The sequence below is a fragment of the Virgibacillus sp. M23 genome (assembly GCF_034190895.1).
Taxonomy (GTDB): domain Bacteria; phylum Bacillota; class Bacilli; order Bacillales; family Amphibacillaceae; genus Virgibacillus; species Virgibacillus salarius.
Genome location: NZ_JAWDHA010000003.1, coordinates 45,437 through 67,006 on the forward strand (window position 1 = coordinate 45,437; position 21,570 = coordinate 67,006).

General features: G+C 36.9%; 18 protein-coding genes and 1 riboswitch. Of the genes, 8 read left to right on the top strand and 10 right to left on the bottom strand.

The genetic code is table 11. The annotated features are described in order from the left end of the window. Window positions 1-17 precede the first annotated feature (17 nt). Together RVS70_RS01820 and RVS70_RS01825 are read right to left on the bottom strand one after the other, a co-directional pair. Window positions 18-407, bottom strand: a complete 390-nt coding sequence (locus RVS70_RS01820) for a tautomerase family protein (protein ID WP_026682279.1) — start codon at window positions 405-407, stop codon at window positions 18-20. Next, a complete protein-coding gene (locus RVS70_RS01825) occupies window positions 398-1,222 on the bottom strand; it encodes a DeoR/GlpR family DNA-binding transcription regulator (protein ID WP_228088937.1) in 825 nt (274 codons plus the stop codon). Before RVS70_RS01825 ends, RVS70_RS01820 begins: the two co-directional genes overlap by 10 nt. A 481-nt stretch (window positions 1,223-1,703) precedes the next feature. Between RVS70_RS01825 and RVS70_RS01830 the strand changes: the two genes are divergently transcribed. The 5 genes from RVS70_RS01830 to RVS70_RS01850 all read left to right on the top strand — a co-directional run bounded on the left by RVS70_RS01830 (window position 1,704) and on the right by RVS70_RS01850 (window position 6,338). After that, window positions 1,704-2,471, top strand: coding sequence for a DeoR/GlpR family DNA-binding transcription regulator (locus RVS70_RS01830; RefSeq protein WP_281949870.1), 768 nt, complete (start codon window positions 1,704-1,706; stop codon window positions 2,469-2,471). Between the two features lie 117 nt (window positions 2,472-2,588). Continuing rightward, window positions 2,589-2,885: a PTS sugar transporter subunit IIB gene (locus RVS70_RS01835; RefSeq protein ID WP_051388394.1), complete on the top strand. Its 297-nt coding sequence runs from the start codon at window positions 2,589-2,591 to the stop codon at window positions 2,883-2,885. A 14-nt stretch (window positions 2,886-2,899) separates the two neighbouring features. After that, entirely contained in the window at window positions 2,900-3,205 is a 306-nt protein-coding gene (locus RVS70_RS01840; RefSeq protein WP_281949871.1) for a PTS lactose/cellobiose transporter subunit IIA, read from the top strand. Window positions 3,206-3,687: 482 nt separating this feature from the next. Then, window positions 3,688-4,707 (top strand): Gfo/Idh/MocA family oxidoreductase, encoded by a 1,020-nt coding sequence (locus RVS70_RS01845; RefSeq protein WP_321132438.1) that lies wholly within the window; start codon window positions 3,688-3,690, stop codon window positions 4,705-4,707. 38 nt (window positions 4,708-4,745) lie between these two features. Beyond that, window positions 4,746-6,338: a solute:sodium symporter family transporter gene (locus tag RVS70_RS01850; protein ID WP_321132439.1), complete on the top strand. Its 1,593-nt coding sequence runs from the start codon at window positions 4,746-4,748 to the stop codon at window positions 6,336-6,338. Window positions 6,339-6,815: 477 nt separating this feature from the next. On the opposite strand, the gene RVS70_RS01855 is transcribed toward RVS70_RS01850, so the two are convergent. Beyond that, complete coding sequence (locus tag RVS70_RS01855) at window positions 6,816-8,006, bottom strand: MFS transporter (protein ID WP_321132440.1); 1,191 nt, start codon at window positions 8,004-8,006, stop codon at window positions 6,816-6,818. A gap of 64 nt (window positions 8,007-8,070) precedes the next feature. Then, a riboswitch (purine riboswitch) is annotated at window positions 8,071-8,170 on the bottom strand. Window positions 8,171-8,417: 247 nt separating this feature from the next. Between RVS70_RS01855 and RVS70_RS01860 the strand changes: the two genes are divergently transcribed. Then, the gene (locus RVS70_RS01860) at window positions 8,418-9,419 is read left to right on the top strand and encodes a hypothetical protein (protein ID WP_321132441.1); all 1,002 of its coding nucleotides are present in this window, start codon (window positions 8,418-8,420) and stop codon (window positions 9,417-9,419) included. A gap of 378 nt (window positions 9,420-9,797) precedes the next feature. On the opposite strand, the gene RVS70_RS01865 is transcribed toward RVS70_RS01860, so the two are convergent. Both RVS70_RS01865 and RVS70_RS01870 read right to left on the bottom strand, forming a co-directional pair. Further along, window positions 9,798-10,283: a DinB family protein gene (locus RVS70_RS01865; protein WP_321132442.1), complete on the bottom strand. Its 486-nt coding sequence runs from the start codon at window positions 10,281-10,283 to the stop codon at window positions 9,798-9,800. A 24-nt stretch (window positions 10,284-10,307) separates the two neighbouring features. Continuing rightward, a complete protein-coding gene (locus tag RVS70_RS01870; RefSeq protein ID WP_321132443.1) occupies window positions 10,308-11,540 on the bottom strand; it encodes an MFS transporter in 1,233 nt (410 codons plus the stop codon). A gap of 134 nt (window positions 11,541-11,674) precedes the next feature. Between RVS70_RS01870 and RVS70_RS01875 the strand changes: the two genes are divergently transcribed. Then, on the top strand, window positions 11,675-12,256 hold the full coding sequence (locus tag RVS70_RS01875) for a CGNR zinc finger domain-containing protein (RefSeq protein WP_026682376.1): 582 nt from the start codon (window positions 11,675-11,677) through the stop codon (window positions 12,254-12,256). Window positions 12,257-12,687: 431 nt separating this feature from the next. Then, a complete protein-coding gene (locus RVS70_RS01880) occupies window positions 12,688-14,121 on the top strand; it encodes an alpha/beta hydrolase family protein (RefSeq protein WP_026682375.1) in 1,434 nt (477 codons plus the stop codon). Between the two features lie 27 nt (window positions 14,122-14,148). On the opposite strand, the gene RVS70_RS01885 is transcribed toward RVS70_RS01880, so the two are convergent. From RVS70_RS01885 to alr, 5 genes are all read right to left on the bottom strand, one after another. After that, the gene (locus RVS70_RS01885; RefSeq protein ID WP_026682374.1) at window positions 14,149-15,174 is read right to left on the bottom strand and encodes a MerR family transcriptional regulator; all 1,026 of its coding nucleotides are present in this window, start codon (window positions 15,172-15,174) and stop codon (window positions 14,149-14,151) included. A gap of 311 nt (window positions 15,175-15,485) precedes the next feature. Next, on the bottom strand, window positions 15,486-17,360 hold the full coding sequence (locus RVS70_RS01890; protein ID WP_166529969.1) for a beta-glucoside-specific PTS transporter subunit IIABC: 1,875 nt from the start codon (window positions 17,358-17,360) through the stop codon (window positions 15,486-15,488). Between the two features lie 188 nt (window positions 17,361-17,548). Then, complete coding sequence (licT, locus tag RVS70_RS01895; protein ID WP_026682372.1) at window positions 17,549-18,379, bottom strand: BglG family transcription antiterminator LicT; 831 nt, start codon at window positions 18,377-18,379, stop codon at window positions 17,549-17,551. Window positions 18,380-18,617: 238 nt separating this feature from the next. Continuing rightward, window positions 18,618-20,054: a 6-phospho-beta-glucosidase gene (gene ascB, locus RVS70_RS01900; RefSeq protein ID WP_321132444.1), complete on the bottom strand. Its 1,437-nt coding sequence runs from the start codon at window positions 20,052-20,054 to the stop codon at window positions 18,618-18,620. A 298-nt stretch (window positions 20,055-20,352) separates the two neighbouring features. After that, a complete protein-coding gene (gene alr, locus RVS70_RS01905) occupies window positions 20,353-21,537 on the bottom strand; it encodes an alanine racemase (protein ID WP_321132445.1) in 1,185 nt (394 codons plus the stop codon). Between the last annotated feature and the right edge of the window lie 33 nt (window positions 21,538-21,570).

A 21,570-nucleotide genomic window follows, 5' to 3' on the forward strand; every position in this document is an offset into this window, starting at 1 on the left:
AGCGCCTTCATAAATCTCTAGAGATCACCTGTTAAGAATTGGGCTTTTCCAAAGCCAAAGCTCCATTCTCCAGCTCCGTTTGTAACAAACGTTATCATTACATCCTTCGAATCAATCTGGCACTCAGACTTTAATTTGTCAGTCAAAATCCGATAAAAGTCTTGCTTCATTTTATCGGTTCTTTGCGTGCTGATTACAGTAAACAAAAGTACATTACTACTTCTACTAAATCCTAATCCAGTATCTTCTAGTATCATTTCATATGGTTCATGTTGAGTAACGATTTGATAGCGATCTCCCTCAGGAACTTGAAACGTTTTCAATAAAACATGATGCGTTACATCCATAATCTGTTTGATTTCTTCAGGCTTTTTACCTTTTATTAAATCAATTTTTACTAAAGGCATTTCTTTACTCCTTTATTCGGATTTGCAGTCACTAGCTCAACTTTATTATTCGTACAATATTCGACATACTTGTTATTTGGTAATCGATCAGTAATGAGATAATCCAATTGATTTAAGTCGCAATAAGTAGTGAGGGCGACTTTATCAAATTTTTGGTGATCAACTAATAAAAACTTCTGATCAATTTGTTTAGCAATATAGGATTTTAACTCTGTTTCCTCAGGAATTGAACTTGTAATACCATTTTTAATAGAAATGGCAGTTGCAGCTAAAAAAGCTTTGTTGATATTGTATTTTTTAATAATTTCCTGTGCCTGAAGGGTTGTGAAAGATTGAGATCTTCGATCGAGCAATCCTCCGAGACTATAAACGGTAAGATTCTCAAAAGGAATCGTTCTCAGAATAATGTCAATATTATTAGTGACAATTGTAATCGTTTTTTCTTGAATATGTTCTATCATTTCCAATACCGTTGTACCTGTGTCTATAAAAATAATGTCACCTTCTTGAACATATGTAGCAGCTTGTTGTGCAATTCGTTGCTTTCCTGCTAGATTTGTTTCTTTCCGGTAGGTGAAGGAAGTTAAAGGTTTTGTTACTTCATTATTTTGTGATTTTTCTTGTACAGGATTTTTTACAGCTGCACCACCGTGGACTTTTATGATTTTTCCAGATTTTATTAATTCTTGTACATCATTACGAATTGTATTTTTAGAAACAGCGAACTTATCAACGAGTTCATCGTAGGAAGCTTGTTGCTTATGGGTAATATATTCTTCCAATTTAGCGATGCGCTTAGATTTGATGTTGATCACCTCTTTTCTTGTCTAAGATTATAGCACATAAAATACAAAAAGTTAACAACAATATTACCAAAACTTTATATAAAGTTAGATAAATTATGTGTATAAGTTTTAAGTTTGGTTGTCTATGGGTATAGTAGTTTTCGTGCATTTGATTCATTAAATATGACTTGGAACTCTCGGATTATATAATGTAGAATAAGACTATCTTTATAAATGTAAACGGATTTGTAATAAGAAGAAATAAGTTTAAAGTAGGATTGCTGACTTAGTAGGTAGTAATAGAAGTAAATGGTGAAGACTATGATTAAAAGCTTATTGGAAAGGAAGTAAATACCAGGGGGATTGAATTACGATGTTTTATTCATTGGTGAAAATGATTTGATTTGTGCATAAATTATTAAAAAGTTAATATATAGTTAACATGAATATGATTGCACGAACTTATCTTAGCATTGTGGAAGATGAAAGAATAAAGAAGGGAGCACTTAGTATGTTAAAAGCACAACGAGTAAATGCCATACTCGAATTTGTGAAAGAGAAAGAGTCCGTATCACTTGATGAGTTAGTGGAACGATTTGATGTATCAAAAAATACAATTAGGCGAGATATACAAGAACTTGTTGATGGAGAAAAACTAGTGAAGGTATACGGTGGAGTTTCAATAGCAAAACCTTTAACAGTTCCTTATCAAGATCGTAAAATAAAGCAATTTAATGAAAAACAACAACTTGCTAAATTAGCAGCAGAATTTGTTGAAGAGGGAGATATTATTTTTATTGATTCTGGTACAACTACTGTAGAGATGCTAGAATTTATTAAACATAAAAATATTACCATTGTAACCAATAATTTAGATTTCACATTGGATGCCAGTGCATATCCGAATTTACATATTTATTCAACTGGTGGTGTTTTCGAACGATCTACAAGGTCATATGTTGGAACAGAAAGTGCAGAAGTAATTCAAAAGTATAATTTTAATAAAGCTTTTATGGCTTCCACCGGTATTTCTTTAGATAAGGGGATAACAAACTCTTCGCCTTTAGAGACACAAGTAAAAGCAAAGGTGATTCAGAAAAGTGAGCAAGTATTTATACTTGTTGACCATACAAAATTTGATAAATATGCATTAACTACCTATTGTGATTTTAGTGAAATTGATTATTTAATAACAAATCAAGAACCACCGATAGAATACATTAAACACAGTGAGCATAATCAATATAGCGTTTTATACCCCAGTCATATTAGTGTATAGTGAAATGTTGACTTAGCTTAAGATAACAAATTAGTAAGCTCTTACAATAAATATCACGTTTTGTATGCTTAAGATCTGTGTGAATAAAAATAATAAATTACAGGAGTGATGATAATTTTGGATAAAGTAATTGTAGTCTGTGAAGCTGGAATAACTACGAGTTTATTAGTAAAAAAATTAGAGGATCTTGCTAAGGAAAAGGGGGAGGATTATGATATTCAATCCAAAAGTATGGAAGAAGGGTTAGACTATCTGAAACAGAATAAAGTTGATGTTGTATTATTGGGTCCACAAGTTCATCATGTAGCTGATAAATACATCGAATCGACAGATGCTAAAGTGGTTAAAATCTCTGTAAGTGACTATAATACAATGAATGTCTACAGCATTTATGAGCAAATGAGTGAGTTATAAGGATGTTAATTGATGTGCAAGTATTCATGCCTTTAATTATGGAAGCTTCACAAGTAAAGACATTCGCTTATAATGCATTGGAGTTTGCAAAGGGAAGAGATATCACAGGATATGAAGAGGCGATTTCTTATGCAAAAAAGCATTTGATAAATGCACATAATAAACAAACGGAGTTACTTCAGTTAAATTCTAGAGAGCAGCAAGCTGATATCAATGTTTTTTTAATACATGCGATGGATCATGTGACAAATGCTCAAATAATTTGTGATATGGCACAAGAATTAGCAGAGCTTCACTTGAAAATGGCAGAAAAAGTATAAAGCTTATGATGTAGAAGAGGCTGAGATAAAAGAATGAAGAAACAGTAAAAACGAACGATAATTATTCAAAATTAATTATCGTTCGTTTTTTTGATTATAATCATTCATTTAGCACCTGAAATAGGCGAGACTCCTGCGGGAACAGCACGAGTCCGAAGATCCACTTGGTAAAGGTTTTTTCTTTACCAAGTTAGCTGAGGCCGTGCCCCGCGGAAAGCGAGTATATTTTCACGGTGCGGCGTGATAACATGATTATTCGTGTTTTGAGTAAAGAAGTTGTGTTTTATCTCAGGTTCTTTTATGGAAGGTAATTTGTATAGTATGAAAGTAATTCTACTATAATTCAATTATATCACAAAAAATAACAAATAATTGACCAATATTTAACTAATACTTGACTAATTATTACATGTTGTACTAATATATAACAAAGATATAACTAATAATAACATTTAACTAAAATTATTATAGGAGGAAATAAAATGGAAACGCTTAAAATAGGTGTAGCTGGATTGGGAAGGTTGGGTTTAATTCATGCAGAAAATATATATAACATGAAAGGAATAGAATTAACAGCAATCTCTAATCTAGATGAGAAAATAAACAAAAAAGTGAAAGAGAAATATAAGGTTCCTTATACTTACACAAGCTATGAGGATATGCTGGAAAATCCAGAATTAGATGCAGTTTGTATTGTAACCCCGTCTGGATTCCATACAGAACATATAAGATTAGCATTAGCAAAAAATTTACATATATTTTGTGAGAAGCCAATTGGTTTAGATGTAGAAGATATTAAAAATACGATTAAAGTTATTGAGAAACATGATCGTATTTTTCATTTAGGGTTTATGAGAAGGTATGACGAAGACTATTTATACGCTAAAGAATTGATAGATAATGGAGGAATTGGAGATATCTCACTAATTCGTTCATATAGTATTGACCCAATTCAAGAATTAGATAGTTTTGTAAACTTTGCAAAAAAGAGTCCTAGTGGTGGGTTATTTCTAGATATGAGTGTTCATGATATTGATGTAATTAGATGGTTAACTAATTCGGAAATTTCAACCGTTTGGGCTACCGGTAATAATAAAGCTGCTCCTGAATTGAGTGAAGTGAATGAGTTAGATATGGGAACGGTGACTATGAAATTAGAGAATAATGTAACCGCTTTACTTGTGGCGGGTCGTACCGCTTCACATGGGTACCATGTAGAGACAGAAATCATTGGGACTAAGGGAATGATTCGAGTTGCCGCAGCACCTGAAAAGAATAAAGTGACAGTATTTAACGAGCATGGTACAGTTCGCCCGTCCTCACAACATTTTCCTGAGCGATTTGCACGAGCATATGAGAATGAAATAAAAGATTTTGTACGTTGTATTCGTGAAAATAAGCCACCGGAAGTAACAAGTCTTGATGGATTACGAGGAACAGAAGTGGCTTTAGCCTGTCAAAAATCGTTCAATGAAAATAAATTAGTAGACGTTAAATATTAAGAAATATCTGAATAAATCATTTGTTAGGGGGGAAAGAGTTGAATCTATTTAGTATTTTTAGTTTTGTGTTAGTATTGGCGTTCATTTACTTATATGCTTATTATCGCAGTAGAAGCATAGATAAAAAAGATTCAGAGGGGTATTTTCTAGGTGGTCGTTCTCTCGTCGGAACAACTGTTGGTATGACTATTATTATGACAAATCTTTCTACTGAACAATTAGTAGGTCAAAATGGTCAAAGTTATGTAGCTGGTATGGAAGTTATGGCATGGGAGGTAACAGCTTCTGTAGCCATTGTTATGCTAGCTTGGGTTTTCTTGCCGAAATATTTTAAATATGGTGTAAATACGATTTCAGATTTTATTGAGATTCGCTATGATACGTTTACAAAAAGAATAGTTTCCATCCTCTTTATAGTTACTTATGTAGTAAGTTTTATGCCAGTTGTATTATATTCCGGTGCATTAATTTTTAATGATTTGTTTGGGATTGAAGAGCATCTTGGTGTTAGTAACATAACTGCAGTTGTCATTATTTCTACAGTTATTGGCTTGGTAGGTGTTACGTATCTGTTTGTAGGGGGACTTTCACTTATAGCACATAGTGATACGCTGTATGGAATTGGTCTCCTTCTTGGCGGATTGACAATTGCAGTTTTAGCAGTTATTGCTTTAGGGGAAAATAGCTTTTTCCGTGGTTTAGATATATTTTTAAATAGTTCCCCTGAAAAACTAAATGCATGGGGAGCTCTAGATTCATCTATCGTACCATGGCCAACTTTATTTTTAGGAATGCTATTTAATAATTTGTATTTCTGGTGTACAAACCAAATGATTGTGCAAAAAGCACTTGCAGCTAAAAACTTAAAGGAAGCACAAAAAGGGGCAATGTTCGTTGGTTTCTTTAAAATTACAGGCATGTTATTCTTAGTTATTCCTGGTATTTTAGCTTACAATATGTTTGGTGAAGGAATGCAAATGGACCTTGCTTATCCTGCATTAGTAGCAGAAGTGTTACCTAATTGGGCTGCCGGATTTTTTGGGGCAGTAATATTTGGAGCGATTATTAGCTCTTTTGTAGGGGCACTAAATGCTACTGTTACTTTATTCAGTTTAGACTTCTACAAGCCGGTTATTAATAAGCAGGCAACAAACCATCAAATAGCAAAAGCAGGAAGAATTCTAACGGTTGTAATTGGGATAATAGTTGTTTTGATAGCACCTTTTATTTCACTTTTCCCACAGGGATTATATGCAGTAATCCAAGAGTTCAATGGATTATACAGTATGCCACTTTTAGCTATCATTCTAGTTGGTTTCTTTTCTAGAAAAACATCTGCTACTGGGGCGAAAGTTGCATTAATATTTCACATTATTGTTTATGCGCTTTCAAAGGTAGTGATTCCTGATGTACATTATTTATATGTCTGGAGCGTTTTGTTCCTATTAGACTTAGGTATCCTATATTTCTATAGCCAGTTGAAGCCGGATCAAGAGGACTTTCAATTTGATAAATATAAAAACAAAGTTGATATTACTCCTTGGAAACATTCTAAGTGGGTAGGTATTTTAATACTGGTTATTGTAGTAGCATCTTATATTGTTTTTTCTCCACTTGTATTAGCGAATTAAATATCTAGAAAGCAAACATTTTTTATGGATATAATGTTTGCTTTCTATTTTTGTCAAAGCTTCGCGTTTTTCTAGCTATTCTACCTAGTTTCTTTCTGTTCTAATGGAGCTTATTTTATCTTCCTTGAACAGATCGCTCTATACAATGGTTTAAGAGAAAGCTATTTTAGAAGAAAGCATTCGTGTTTGTTTGGATCAAGGAAGGTTTTAATAGGAAGCCTAGTGAGGAATGGAAAGTGATACCTACCTTCATTTGTTCTTTATTAACTCAGTAGTTCCGGTGGATTAGAATATGCTGACTCTGAATTGTCCCCTAATAATCCAAGGTAAAGAACAATTGGATTTATTTAAAATACTATATCTATAAAAGAAACCAAAATGTAATACTAACGTTTGGTTTCTTTTATTTTAAATCTAGATGCTATGGAAAACGATGACTAAATGGTCTTTCTAATAAAGATTAGCTTAACCCTACCATTACCCTCGATCACTCACCGTATCACCAACCATTGCTCCTTCTTCATCCTTCTTCTTACTTGTTATAGAAAAAGCAGCAAACAGTAAGGATACAATCACAAGTGCGCCACCGAAGTAAGCTGCATTGGTAACTGTTCCAGTTTGATTTAATACGAGTCCCCCAGATGCGGATCCGATAGAAATGCCGATTTGCAGTGCTGAGTTATTGAAGCTTTGCTGAATGTCGGATGTTTCCGGATCTGTATCAATCAAATAGCTTTGTTGTGGTGGAGATAGACTCCAGCTCAGTGCTCCCCAAATCATCATCACGGGGATGAATAGAACAAGGGAGAAGGTCGTTAATGGTAATAAGAATAGCATCGCAGCAAAGGTCGTGATTACGAAAATGATACTTTTCTGCGGACCAACCGAATCAGATAGGTACCCTCCAAATGCTCCTCCGCTTACTGCTGCAATACCAAATAATAGATAACAAATACTTATCCAATACGCATTCATATGGAGCTCAGTCTCTAAAAATGGTGTGAAGTATGCATACAGCGTATAATGCCCTGCTAGCATAAATACCGTTGCCAAATGGGCACTTCCAATCTTCAAGCTAGCAACAGCTTTTAACTGTTGTTTGAGCGGAACTGCTTTTCCACCTGGAATTTGTTCTAAGAAGATAGAAATAAGCACAAACGAAATAATAGATAAGATGGCAATGCCAAGGAAAATCACACGCCATCCGAAGTTATGGGAAATGAGTATTCCTAATGGCACACCCATGACAAGGGATGAACTAATCCCCATATAGATAAGTCCAAGCGCCTTTGCTCGGTGTTCTGGTGCAACAATCTTGGCAGCAATCGTTAACGATAGTACTACAATCAGTGCTGTACTCATCGCACTTAAAACCCTTGCAATCATCATAAATGTAAAATCAGGGCTGAAATACGTCATGATATTACTGATGAAAAAGATACCTAAGGAAATAAGGTATACTTTTTTACGCTCCAATTTACTTGTTAGAACAAGTAATACTGGACCAAAAACTGCATAAATAAGTGCGAAAACGGTAATAAACTGTCCAGCAGAGCTAAGAGAGGTATTTAAATCCTCTGCAATCGTAGGAAGTATTCCACCAACGATCAGTTCAACAAGTCCAACCGCAACAGTGGATAATGCTAATATAAAAACTTTTATATTCATATTCTGTTTTTCGTCCTTTCTCATAGATAGTTACTTAGGAAACAAAAAAATCCTGATCACAAAAAATGATAGACTCATTTTCTGTAATCAGGATTTTATGGTTCCTGGTAGAGACCCCCAAGCCATATTCTTGAGGTTATACAGTGTACGATTTATTTTTAGTGAACACTTGAATAGTTTACTAGGAGTTAGAGAAGTTTTCAAGTGTAAGATTATTCTAGTATAATTTTAATTAGTATGGATGGAAAAGAAAATTAAGCGCATAGAACGCGTTTAAATTGTCTAATCAACGTGACGATAATATAAGCGGCAAATAAAATAATTAGAGAAATGTATACATAACGTAACGAACGATACAAGTAATTCTACAATTACATCGATTTGGTTAGTATAGTGAAAGGGCTGATTAGAATGTTCTATCCTTTAGAATTACAAAATAATACGTTGAATATTCCAAATTCTGAGGTTGAGAAAACTACATTTAAAGATATAGGTTTAAGAGAAGCTCAATTAGAGGAATTTTTAGCTTCTAATCTAGAATTGTTAGTAGAAGATGATGAAAATTTATTATTAGTCGGACAACAAGTTCGTGATATAAGTAGTGGACGCACAGATTTAATAGCTGTTGATGAAAATGGAAATCTTGTGTTAATCGAAATAAAACGTGATCTGGATGACATTAAATCTCGAAAAGAGCCTTTTGAGTTTCAGGCGATCAGATACGCAGCAACTCTTGCAAAGATAAATAATGTGGAAACGCTGGTAAATAAAATTTATGCACCATACATTGAGAAAAAAAGAGAGATCTCACAACAAGGACTAACTGCCGTAGAACAGGCTCAGCGTAATTTGAATACATTCTTGGAAAGTAACGAATCAAAAGGAATATTTAACAAAAAGCAGAGAATCATTTTAGTAGCTTCACAGTTTGATGATCAAACTTTATCTGCGTGTGCATGGTTGAGTAACAATCATGTTGATATCTCTTGTTTTACAATTGAACCACTCAAATTTGCAGATCAACTTTTTATTGATTTTACTAAGATATTGCCAGTACAGAGGAATGAAGATTTCTATGTAGATTTGGCAGAATCTAATAGTAGTATTAAAAGGGATAATTCAAATCGAATAAGTAAAAAAAGATATCTGCCTAGAATGAAGGAACTATTTGAGTGGGAGATACTATCACCAAATCAAAAAGTATCTATTAAAAATCAAGATAATTCAGATGCAACTGTAGTAGATGAAAAAACGGTTTCATTTAATGAGAGTATAATGTCGTATAATCAATGGGGAAAAGTTGTAACAGGCTGGAGTGCAATGAGTGTATATGAATGGATTATTCCAGAAGGACAAATAAAAACGCTTCATGAACTTCGTTTAGAAAGAATAGATAACAAACAGAGGGATTAGTAAAATTCTAAGATAAGGATAGTAAGCGTTTTTTTACTCCAACAACGCTTCTTACCTGTAAATATGAAAATAAGCATTGGGAGGTTAATATCAATGCTTATTTTTTTCCTCTTATTTACCACGGTAAACCGTATCACAAATAGTGGTAAAACAAAGGGTGGAAATTGTGATTCATAAGGAGTGGCTAAATGAATTGTAAATTACAAGGAAGGGCCTATTTGCATAGAGCCCCTTTATTAATTATGATGTCTTTTGGTCGTTAATTGCTATTGATATAATAATGTGCCAATCAGAAAATTTTTCGAGTAACATGAAGGCATCAAATAAGTATAGAAACGGAAAGGTAATTTTTATTCTTAATACCCAATTATGCTATCTTTATTTCTTAGGTTTTATGTTGTCGATTAAACTAGTTATATTTTTAATCGCCCCAAAATGCATTCCTTCATGATATAGGCAAAAACTAATTAACTCTCCGACTGATCTTAATTCAAGTCCAGTAGATGTAGTATATGGTTGCTCAATTTTTTCATCCATTCGGCCATATAATAAAGAATCAACTTTGCTTATTTGTTCACTTAATAAATGGGTCAATTCATCCTTTTTTGGAGTATTTATTCGCCATTCCTTAGGTGAAGTCCCGGGAGCAAATAGTTGATCAAAATTGTCTGGGAGTCTTGAATTTTCACCAATGAGATGGAAACAAAATTTATCCATTACAGTGTACATGTGTCCTAAATTCCATTTAATATTATTATTTAGCCCCAAAGGTATAATTTCTAATTTACTTTCATTTATATCTTTAATGTAATTAATTGTGCTCTTTCGCGCAAAATGTAACTGTTTTATAGGATAACTATTCATTAAATAACTTCCCTTCCTTTAATTTTACTGTGCTTTAATAGTTTTGGTTTGCAAATAGACATTATCTTTTTCCATAAAAAATGTAATTACTGCACCGATTGCTAATATTAAGCCACCCATTCCAAATGCATAAGAGTAATCTCCACTTATTGCTCGAAGGTACCCACCAAGGAATACACCTAATGCAGCAAATATTTGGTGAAGAAGCCAACTAAACCCTAGAATACTTCCCATTGCATTTTTACCAAATCGATCACCAATAATCCCCGTAACTAGTGGAATGATTGGCATTGATGAAACTCCATAAACAATTGAAAATACATATAACTGCCATATCCCTGGTGATATTGCTAGCCAAATAAATGCTATCAGGCGAATAATATAAAGCATAATCAACAAATTTTTCTTTCCAAAATTACGAGTTAATTGTCCTGTTACAAACATTGAAACTGCACTCGCAAAAGCAGCAATACCAAGTAATTGCCCCCCAAGTGAGGTATCCCCCCCTAGATCAACTGCGAAATTTGGAAGATGCATGGTTACTAAGTATAGTGTAAAACCACAAGAAGCAAATCCTAGGCTTGCAATCCAAAACTGTCCACTTCTTAATGCCTCTGACAATTTTGCACTCTGAGGTGGTGAAAATATTGCCGTAGAATCTCCATCTGGCAATTGACCAACATCTTCTGGATTATTTTTAACTGCAAATAAAACTAAAGGAACGACTACAACCAGAATAATCATTCCAAGTACCACAAATGCAGAGCGGAAACCAGTGTTAGCAATTAGATAACCAGTTAAAGGTAATAGTAAAAGTTGACCAATGTTCATTCCCATTGAACTTCTTGAAAGCATTTTAGCCCGTTTCTTCACAAACCATCTTGATACTAATACTGAGTTGGCCATAGAACCACAGCCTGCAAAACCAATTGCGGTAAAAACCCCATAATAAATAAAGAATTGCCATACTTCAGTGATTGTTGCAGATAGCAAAAATGCAATTCCCATTAACGCTGCACTACTAGCAATTACTGACTTAGGACCAAACCTATCAATCCATTTCCCCATAATCGGTTGGAAAATCCCCCAAGTTATCATATTGAGAGACACTGCTAAACTAAGTGTTGTTAAGTCCCATCCGTAGGTGTTATTCAGTGGAGCAAAAAATTGCCCTGCTGTCAGGTTTAGACCAAATGCTCCCATAAGTGTGATAAATGTAATCAGAATTACTCGATTACCCATAAAAGAATGTTGCAAAAAATCTCCTCCTATAAATGTATTAACCATTAAATTTATATTTTAATGGTTAATACAATATACAATTATAATTAACCTGTCAAGTATGCTACAATAGGTTAATATTAAAATAATTATAGAAATGAGGGATTATAATGGTTAGTGAAAGTAACTTCCCACTAATTTCTGGTTATCTATCTTTGGATTTGGTAAATACAGAAGTGGTTCGGAATGGAACCCGATATGATTTGTTGACAAAATCAGAAGATGTAATTAATTGGGTGAATACTTTACTAGAGGAGAATATTCTTCTAACTAAACAAATTTCAGATAATGTACAAGAGTGGTCTAGTCAGGTCTTACCAATCTTAAGAGAGATTCGCTCATTTTTGCGTAAGGGATATGAAAGTTTAGCCGATGGAGAAGATCTTTCTGAAGGGTGGATTAATTATCTGGAAACAGTTATTGAAAAGGCACCATTCACTTATAAGGTAGAAAATAATGAGTTAATACCTGTCCCCATTGGACAACCATCTAATGTTTTAATTTCGCTAGTAGCACTGGATGCTATTAAACTTTATACAAGCAATAAATTATCCTCTATACATCGTTGTGCGAATCCAAGTTGCGTTTTATTGTTTATCGATACTCGTGGAAGGCGAAAATGGTGTTCAATGAGAATATGCGGAAATCGTGAAAAAGTTACTCGCTTTCAAAGGCGACAAAAACAAGAATGAAAGTAATTATTCTAAAAGAAGACTTAAGATTAATATAATTGGAGTGACTTACGCAAAGGGCTATTAAAGGATATGATTATAATGAATCACAAATTAATCTGAACATATCCTAACTTTAAACTTAATCATGAGTAAGGAAAGCAATGTATCCACTGCCCGCTCAGAGGTCACCTATATTATTAACGCCTATACCATGTACTTCTTTTAAGCAATCATTAAAAAATAAAGTCAATACTTCCTTAAAGAGCCTCGTACAGAATATCTAGAGAAGAAATTCGCCATTCACCAACTTCGCCTTTCCGTTAAGTTGCAGTGATTGAATGAATAAAATAGTCCTTGAATCTCCACCTACTGGATAATGTATTGTTTATATTAGCAAGCAGCTAGCATTTGAAGCTAGAAGCTAACGTAAACGAGGAGGTTCTATGCATATGAGATTTTTTGAGATAGTCGTTATTGTCTTCAACCTTTTGCTGATCGGTTGGATTCTAGTTGCCAAGAAAAAGCCTGTGCCTTGGTTGCTTATTGGTTTCGGTGTTTCCACCATTCTAATACTGATACATGGAGTTATTGAAGGCTGGCGCTGGCAGATGATTCCGGCTTATGTTATGACAGTAGTTCCGTTAGTGGCTGTAGCCGGTAGATTGCTGTTCAAATCCGAACAGTCTGCTGAGCGAGTGGTGACAAAAGCATCCCGCGTAAAACGAATAGCACTGATAACGTTAGCTGTAATCTATTCTTCCGTGGCCGTTGCGCTGCCGCTTATACTTCCGGTCTTCACCTTTGAGGAGCCGACAGGTCCGTACAAAATCGGCACCGTTACCTACGACTGGAAGGATCAGGCGCGGGATGAAACCTTCACGCCAGATCCGGGTGACAAGCGAGAGTTAATGGTGCAGATCTGGTATCCTGCAGATGCTCAAGCAGAAGGAGAAACAGAGCTCTATTTTTCTAACCCAGATGTGTTTGTGGAGGGGTATAGTAAGCTTCTGAATATGCCGAAACTGTTGTTTACGACGTTCGCTTATGTTAAAACACATGCCATTGAGAACGCGGCGATTTCCAATCGGGAGCCATCTTATCCGGTTCTTATTTTCTCGCATGGATTTAGTGGGCATAAGAATCAGAATACTTTTCAGATCGAGCATTTAGTGAGTCATGGATATATAGTGGTGGGCATAGATCATACGTACAGTAGTACAGCATCTGTTTTTGCTGATGGTCGTGTTGCAAACTTTGTGCCACAAGATACCGAATCAATCGCTTACTTGGATAAAGCGAATGAAGGCTGGGTAGCAGATGCCAAGTTTGTGCTGGATCAAGTAGAGAAGCTAGCCAATAATGATCCGGATCGTCGTTTTACGGGTCGCATGGATATGAGCAATGTAGGGATGTTTGGCCACTCTTTTGGAGGGGCGACAAGTGCACAGATGCTAATGTCGGATTCTAGAATAAAGGCTGCAATTAATATGGATGGCATTTTATATGGAAAACAACGGATTCCAGCAGAAGGGATGAAAAAGCCCTTTATGATGATGAGTGCCGATGACTCCATAGAGGTGAAAAACACCGCAGATACAGTGTCTGTCCAAATTATAGAGGAAACGTTACCGCGGTATAAACATGTGGCTGTAGGTGGAAATTACTGGATGAAAATAAAAGACATGAAGCATATGGGCTTCTCTGATTTATATCTGTTTTCACCAATATATGAAAAACTGGAGGGGGTTGATGCCCGAAAGGCTCATCGGCTCATTAACGATTACACGCAGGATTTCTTCGATCATTATTTAAAGCAGCAGCCATTTAAGCTATTGGAGCAAAATATGGGGGAACACCCGGCGTTTGAGCTGGAAAAAGGCTAAATGGTACAGGTGAACAGCCAGGGGACGTTAGCCTTCAGGCTGTTCGCATGATTGATCTGACAGTTGCTCTAGCTTTAGCTGTAAGCTCTGATAAAGTACGAGATTACCTTTTGCAAGCAAATGAAATGAAGGACTTATAATGGAACATAGTGTATTGCAGCGTTCGAGCAGTGGCGCCCTCGTTTGCTGAACATATTCTGCAAAAGAACGGATAAAATCTTCCTTATTAAATGCTTGCTCTGTATTGACATAAAGCATAATCATATCCTCGACAATGGCCTGTACATAAGGACTGTCGGCAGCATGTTTTTTATCCACCGCATGATTCAATCGATATTGTATATTCTCAAGCTTTTTCATCCATGTGGCTACACTGTAACGAGGTTTATAACCTGTATGTAAGAAGAAAAACTCAATATTATTCAGTTCCTTGATAAATTGGGGATCGTTTATCAGCTCCTGAAGCTCATTCCAAGCGGCTGTTTGTTTTGCTGTTACCCTCGCTTGATTGACAATATATTTATTGAAAAAATATAACATTGGCTCCTTCCATTCTGAAGGAATCTCTGCAAAAATGTTCAAGGTTTCCACCTTCTCAGAAATGAACTGTTTTCGTTTCTCGATAGTTAATTCTTTTTCATGAACGAGGTCGTAAACATAACGCAGTGAATCCCCTTGGTGCTGCTTCGCCTGACGTAAAATCGCAATCATATTGGTGAGTGCGCTAGCCTGTGTCGAAAGCGATTCGATCTGCCAATCGAGTGCCTTTTCAACCGGCAATTCCCCAGAAATGAGCTGGCTTATTTCATCAATACTAAAATCAAGATAGCGCAAGGTAATCGTTAACTCTAAACGCCATATATCTTCTGCCGTATATAATCGATGTCCACCATCCGTATGGCTCGTAGGCTTTATTAACCCAATTTCATCGTAATAACGGACGGTTCTGACCTTAGTTCCAATCATTTTCGCCACTTGCCCAATGGAAAACGTATCCGTCACAGCTTTAGAATCTAAAACCTTCTGAAAATCCATGCCGCTGTTTGCATGCACATGACTCACCTCCAATATCTTATTTTACGTTCTCCAGTTACTGGAGATTCAACCGGATTATACTACGTAAGCATGTCCCGGAAAGGGAGTTGCTTTGATAATACCATCATTGTATCCTTCCAAAGGGTGTGTCTTACAAATACTATTGTACTAGAAAAAATAGAATTGTACTGTACGATATACAACTATATACGGCCTTTTTCAAAACTAAACTGCCTTCCCCCTGTTCCATTCAGGGCAAAGGCAGTATAGGTGCGTTTTCTTGTCTCATATTACTAGGTTAGTTTATTACAATAGAGGGTTTTATTTGTTTAGTCCTTTGCAACAAGTGTCAGGATCGAATCTTTTTCTTTTACTTGATTTTCAGCTGTAGCATCGACTGTACTGTATTGGTTAGAGTTGGTGACAATGATTGGAGTGGTTACATCATAACCGGCCTCCTTGATTTTATTTATATCAAATTCTACTAAAACATCACCAATGTTCACTACATCTCCCTGTTGGATGTGAGAAGTGAAGTACTGCCCATCTAACTGTACGGTATCTATACCAACGTGGATCAATAGTTCAGCACCATTCTCCGAAACGATACCAATCGCATGCTTGGTTTTAAAGGCAACGGAGATGGTTCCATTAACTGGAGAAACAACCCGACCTGTCTGAGGCTTAATCGCAATCCCTTGACCCATTGCCTCTGAAGCGAAGGTAGGATCAGCTACATTGGTCAATGCAATTGCCTCTCCTTCCAATGGGCTAAAAATTTGCTCATCTACCGATTCTATATTATCGTCTTTTATAGCTGTGTTTGCTTCCTCAACAGTTTCTTCCACTGGATCATCAAAGCCTAGCATATAGGTTAGCACGGCAGAGATTATGAAGGAAGCGGTAATTCCAAGAATTAAGGCGAAAAATCCTTCGCCACCTGGCCCGAAGAAGATCGGTAGGGTTAATAACCCTGGTGCACCGGAGGCAAATGCTTGTGTACCACCGTATCCGATAATTGCCCCACCAACGGCCCCACCGATAATGCCGGCGATAAAGGGTTTCTTCAATCGTAAGGTTACTCCGTAAACCGCAGGCTCGGTAATCCCGAATAATGCGGTAATCGTGGCTGAACCGGAAAGTGCTTTTAATTTTTTGTTTTTCGTTTTTAAGAATACCCCAAAGGCTGCTCCAGTTTGAGCGAATACCGAAGCGGTAGCTGCTGGTTTAATTCCATCCTGTCCGTAAACAGCGATGTTATTGATAAAGACAGGAACAAGTCCCCAGTGCACCCCAAAGATAACGAATAGCTGCCAGCCAGCCCCTAATGCTGCTCCTGCAAGTAATGGGCTAAAATTAAATCCAGCAAGTAGTGCGTCGGCAATCCCATTACCAATCGATACACCGATTGGTCCGAAGACAATTAAGGTAATTGGCACCAGTACGACTAAAGAGATTAACGGTGTTAAAAAGTTTTTCACGCTTTGGTGAATATAGCGATTCGAGAGCTTTTCTACATAACTCATCATAATTACAGATAGAATAATCGGTATAACCGTTGATGAATAAGGCATCATCACGACAGGAATGCCGAAGAAATCGATAGCAGCATCCTGTGCTTCTAATTCTACAATGGTTGGATAGACAAGTGCGCCAGCTACTGTCAATGCGGTAAAAACATTCGCACCAAATTTACGTGCGGTGGTTACCGCTAATAGTAGTGGTAGGAAATAAAATAAGCTATCTGAAGCTGCATATAAAATCGTGTAGGTGCTTCCGGCTGGGTCTAACCAATTTAGGTTATCAGCAATTAATAGTAGCCCCTTCAAAATACCTGCTCCAGCCATTACGCCTAACAATGGTGCAAAAATACTAGAAATGACATCTACGACACGTCCGACAATATTCCCCTTTGATTCATTAGTGGAAGCATCTGTCGTTTTTTTATCATCTTCTAGAATATTAGAAATCGCACCAATTGCTTGGTACACTTCGGGCACGGTGTTTCCTATAACCACTTGGAATTGTCCACCGCTCTCCTTCACTGTAATAATACCCTCTGTATTTTCTAATTTGTCCTTATTAGGCTTCGAAGGATCCTGTAAGGTAAAGCGTAGACGCGTAGCACAATGAACAAGTGATTGTACATTATCCTCGCCGCCCACATGATGTATAATTTCTTTAGCTAATGCTTGGTTATCCATAGTAAACCTCCTCTAGGCGTTTGAGCGAAAAGAGTATGAAAAAAACCTAAGCCAATAGAAGAGCTAGAACATACTCGTGTTCCTCTTCCATGACTTAGGTTTTGCCTGCTTAATCAGTAACAATCCTAATCGCTTTTATGATTTATTTGTTAAGATATTTCATGATGACAGGGCTATCCATCTGGATTTTAACGGTTCACGACACGTTCGATATGAATCGTTAAATAAAGCATTTCTTCATTTGTCAGCTCGTGATTATATTGCCTTTTAATATAGCTTTTAATCTTCTCGGTGCATTTGGATGCTTCTTTATGCTTTTGCTTAATCATGATATATAAGTAATCATCATCATTTTTATAATGAGAACCATTAAATACACGTTGGGCAAAATATTTGAGGTGTGTAATAAAGCGTCCGTAGTTCAACGAATCTTCATTGAACTCCACATTAAAATGATATTTGACGATATTGATAATCTGTTGAATAAACTTCGTCGTGTTAAACGTATTTTCTGTGTCCTCATTCATATTTGCTTCAATAATATGAATGGCGATAAACGCTGCCTCATCCTCGGGCAGCTCGACATCAAACCGTTGATTAATGCGTGCTACTGCTCTTTTTCCAACCGCAAATTCATCCTTATACAACTGCTTAATTTCCCAAAGAATATCATTTCGTATGGTAATCCCTTGCTGATAACGCTCGATAGAAAAATGAATATGGTCTGGAAGGGATAAATAAATTTTTTCATTGAGCTCTGTATTCAAGGCTTCCTTAGCATCCTTAATGATCAGCTCAACCTCAGACATGAGCTCAGCCGGAATTTCTCGTAGCAATAGCTTAAAGTTATCAAAGGTTTGCTGATCCTTTAAGGTGAACACCTTTTCAATTTTATCCGCTTCGATTTCTTGACCAGCTTTCTTTTGAAATGCTAGCCCTCTTCCCATGACAACCAATTCCATGCCCTCTTCATCAAATGCACTGACAACATTGTTATTTAGTACTTTATGAATCTTCATTCGCTATCCTTCCTTCACATACAACGTTCGTGAAAAGTAAAAGAACCTAAGCCACTTTGAAATAAACCTAATACAGGTCTATAAAAGGTGACTTAGGTTTTGCCTGCTGACCAGTTACAACCCTAATCATCATATCTATAGTTATTCATAACTTACTAGTATTATAAGCCTATTTCTTTTCATACGTCAACGCTTTCATAAAAGAAAGAGCATACCAAAGTTCTTATTCGTTAAAATGCTAATCAAGTTGCTGACCATTAGATGAAATAACGCGTTTATACCAGTCAAAGCTCTTCTTTTTGATTCGCTTACCAGTACCATTTCCTTCATTGTCGCGATCGACATAAATATAGCCATATCGCTTTTTCATTTCTCCGGAAGAGGCACTGACAATATCGATAGGCCCCCAGCTTGTATAACCAATAATTGGTACGCCATCTTCGATCGCTTCAGCCATTTCGGCAATGTGTCTACGTAAATATGCAATACGGTAATCATCTTCAATCGTTCCAGCCTCAGTTACTTGGTCAATAGCACCTAAGCCATTTTCTACTACGAACAACGGTTTTTGATAGCGATCATACAATTGATTTGCGGTGATGCGAAATCCAACTGGGTCAATCGTCCAGCCCCATTCTGATTTAGATACATAAGGGTTCACTGCTGAACCGAATACGTTCCCACTTGTCGCCTTTTTCATCACTTCTTTGTCAGAGCTGATCGTTCTACTGGAATAATAGCTAAATCCGATGTAATCGACTGTATGATTCTTGAGGATTTCAAGATCTCCAGGCTCCATCGCAATGTGAATGTTATTTTCGTTGAAGAAGCGGTTTGCATAGCCTGGATATTCCCCACGTGCTTGTACATCGATAAAGAAGAAGGATTCACGATCCTTATCCATCGCCAGCTTTACATCTTCTGGATTACAACTGTATGGATAGAACATCCCTGCTGCTAGCATACAGCCAATTTGTGCATCTGGAATGATTTCATGACATGCTTTTACTGCTAAGGCACTAGCCACTAATTGATGATGGGCTGCTTGATATTGAATTTGTTTTTGATTATCTCCTTCAGCGAAGACCAGTCCAGCACCGAGAAATGGAAGGTGAAGCAGCATGTTTATTTCATTAAAGGTCATCCAATATGTCACCTTGTCTTGGTAACGTTCGAACACCGTTTTTGCATAGCGTTCGAATAGGCTCACAAGCTCACGAGAGTGCCAGCTTCCATACGTATCAATTAAGTGAACAGGCACATCAAAGTGTGCAAGCGTTACGACTGGCTCTATATCATGCTTTCGTAGCTCATCGAATAACGAATCATAGAATGCTAATCCTGCTTCATTTGGTGTTGCATCTTCTCCAGTTGGAAAGATCCGTGTCCAAGCAATTGACACACGTAGTGCTTTAAAGCCCATTTCTGCAAATAAAGCAATATCCTCTTTATAATTATGATAAAAATCAATCGCCTCATGAGCCGGATAGAACTCGCCAGCCAATGGTTGTAAGGAAGGAACATCCCCCTTCATGATTGCGCGACGACTATCTCCTGTCGGCAATAAATCAACAATGGTTAAGCCCTTATTATCTGTTTGATAAGCCCCTTCAGCTTGGTTTGCTGCAATTGCGCCACCCCATAAGAACCCATCTGGAAATGTATAATTTTCCATTATCTCTGCTCCTTTACGTTCCATATTTTCATAACGGCAATAAAAAAACCTGACGAATGCAAGGGACACAGCAATGGTGCTCCTTATTCGTCAGGTTATGCCCACTAAAGGTAACATTCCTTTTCGTTACGTATATGAATTACCTATAATCTAGCAGAAGGGATAATAGAAGTCAATTGGAATAGGTTACATCTATACCATCTGCTTTTGTTCTACAATATAAAAATCCGCTTTTCGTTCTTAATGGAACTTTTACGTAAAGCGGAGAAAGTCACATTTGTATTCTTTTTGCTTTTTTTCAACTACCAGTAATAACTCCTTCTTCAACCATTCCTCTAAACTCCATGGCTTTCCCGCCTCTTACATAAACACGTGGGACGCGTTTCCCCATTAAACAGGCTGTTTCATAATGAATAGTTCCCATTAAATCAGCAACCTCCTCCATGGCGACATAGCCTTCGCTAGGCTCACCAAAAATGGTAAACACATCCTCTAAGCTGACATTCTTATTAACCTCGGTAATATCAATCATTGATTGATCCATACAGATTCTACCGACGATCGGTACGCGTTTTCCGTGGACGGTTACATCGCCACGATTGGATAGTAAGCGCGAAAAGCCATCTGCATAGCCAACGGGAATGGTTGCTATCTTACTTTCCCTCGTTGTCTGAAAGGTTAGTCCATAACTTATCAATTCATTGCAAGCTAATGTCTTGATATGGATAGGCTTGGTTTTGAAGCTCATGGCCTGGGTCAAGTTAATCTTTTCCTTGAGATGTTTCTCTGGATATAAACCATAAAGCCCAATACCGACACGTACCATGTCTAGATGCATAGCTGGATAGGCGATGGTTGCTGCGGTATTACAGCAGTGAATAATTGGAATATGGCGGTATTGCTTGAGAAATGAAATAACCACACAAAATTGATGGAATTGCTTCTCTGTATAAGTTGGATCGGTATTATCTGCATCGGCAAAGTGTGTGAAGGCACCCTCCAGTATGACATAGTCGGATGTAGCTGCTTCGACTACTTGAATGGCTTTTTCTTTACTGTTCACACCAATTCGATTCATGCCACTTTCGATCTTTAAGTGAATATGTGCGGGCTTCTGCAGCACCTCTGCTTCATGCTTCACTTTCATAGCTGCTTCTTCCGTGAAAATTGTCAAGGTAATATCCTGCTCGATCGCTGTTCTCACACCAGCTGGGTGTGTATATCCAAGTACGAGAATAGGGAAATCAATTCCTGCTCGCCGCAACTGAATCGCCTCATCTAATAAGGCGACAGCGAGATAGTCAGCACCGGCTGCAATAGCTTCATTTGCAACTTCTACGGCTCCGTGCCCATAGCCATCTGCCTTGACGACAGCCATCAGTTTGGTTTGCTTGCCGATATGATTTCTAAAGGCGCTGACATTATTCTTAATCGCATCTAACGAAACTTCTGCCCATGTATCGCGGTAACTTCCAAGCTTCATTTTGCATCTCTCCTTAGGTGACTGCCGATGTTG

Excerpts from the sequence above, each read along its gene's own strand:
- RVS70_RS01820 (WP_026682279.1), bottom strand. The coding sequence starts at position 407 with ATGCCTTTAGTAAAAATTGATTTAATAAAAGGTAAAAAGCCTGAAGAA.
- RVS70_RS01830 (WP_281949870.1), top strand. The coding sequence starts at position 1,704 with ATGTTAAAAGCACAACGAGTAAATGCCATACTCGAATTTGTGAAAGAG.
- RVS70_RS01845 (WP_321132438.1), top strand. The coding sequence starts at position 3,688 with ATGGAAACGCTTAAAATAGGTGTAGCTGGATTGGGAAGGTTGGGTTTA.
- RVS70_RS01855 (WP_321132440.1), bottom strand. The coding sequence starts at position 8,006 with ATGAATATAAAAGTTTTTATATTAGCATTATCCACTGTTGCGGTTGGA.
- RVS70_RS01860 (WP_321132441.1), top strand. The coding sequence starts at position 8,418 with ATGTTCTATCCTTTAGAATTACAAAATAATACGTTGAATATTCCAAAT.
- RVS70_RS01865 (WP_321132442.1), bottom strand. The coding sequence starts at position 10,283 with ATGAATAGTTATCCTATAAAACAGTTACATTTTGCGCGAAAGAGCACA.
- RVS70_RS01875 (WP_026682376.1), top strand. The coding sequence starts at position 11,675 with ATGGTTAGTGAAAGTAACTTCCCACTAATTTCTGGTTATCTATCTTTG.
- RVS70_RS01880 (WP_026682375.1), top strand. The coding sequence starts at position 12,688 with ATGAGATTTTTTGAGATAGTCGTTATTGTCTTCAACCTTTTGCTGATC.
- RVS70_RS01890 (WP_166529969.1), bottom strand. The coding sequence starts at position 17,360 with ATGGATAACCAAGCATTAGCTAAAGAAATTATACATCATGTGGGCGGC.
- licT (WP_026682372.1), bottom strand. The coding sequence starts at position 18,379 with ATGAAGATTCATAAAGTACTAAATAACAATGTTGTCAGTGCATTTGAT.
- ascB (WP_321132444.1), bottom strand. The coding sequence starts at position 20,054 with ATGGAAAATTATACATTTCCAGATGGGTTCTTATGGGGTGGCGCAATT.
- alr (WP_321132445.1), bottom strand. The coding sequence starts at position 21,537 with ATGAAGCTTGGAAGTTACCGCGATACATGGGCAGAAGTTTCGTTAGAT.